Here is a 421-nt window from a genome sequence, read left to right as displayed (position 1 = left end):
GCTACCGCAAGCTTTTTACAGAGTTGAATGCGATGGATGCCTTGATCAACAGCGCATTCATCGTCTGCCTGGCCACGCTGTTTGCAATGATCGCAGGCACGCTCGCCGCCTACGGACTGGCGCGTTTCGACGTCAAGAACAAGAACTTCATCGCCTTTGAGGTTCTGTCGATCCGCATGCTGCCGCCGATGGTGAGCGTCATCCCGCTGTTCATCATCGCCAAGCAGCTGGGCATCTTCGACACGCCGTGGCTGCTGATCGCCGTTTATATGTTGAACGGATTGCCGTTCGTGGTCTGGGTGATGCGCGTCTTCATCCAGGAGATTCCGCAATCGATCGAAGAGGCTGCCTTGATAGATGGATGCAGCCGCTTCGAATGCTTCTGGCGCGTGACCTTGCCGCTGCTTTTGCCCGGCTTGGC

The 421-nt window shown here is 56.8% G+C and carries 1 protein-coding gene; it reads left to right on the top strand.

Features of this window, described 5'->3' with window-relative positions; all coding sequences use genetic code 11:
- Window positions 1-32: 32 nt before the first annotated feature.
- Window positions 33-421 (top strand): carbohydrate ABC transporter permease (locus tag EN859_RS35480; RefSeq protein WP_135913623.1); only part of this gene is annotated, 389 nt, incomplete at its 3' end.

The sequence above is a fragment of the Mesorhizobium sp. M00.F.Ca.ET.216.01.1.1 genome (assembly GCF_004010325.2).
Taxonomy (GTDB): Bacteria; Pseudomonadota; Alphaproteobacteria; order Rhizobiales; family Rhizobiaceae; genus Mesorhizobium.
This window is presented reverse-complemented; position numbering and strand designations above follow the sequence as displayed.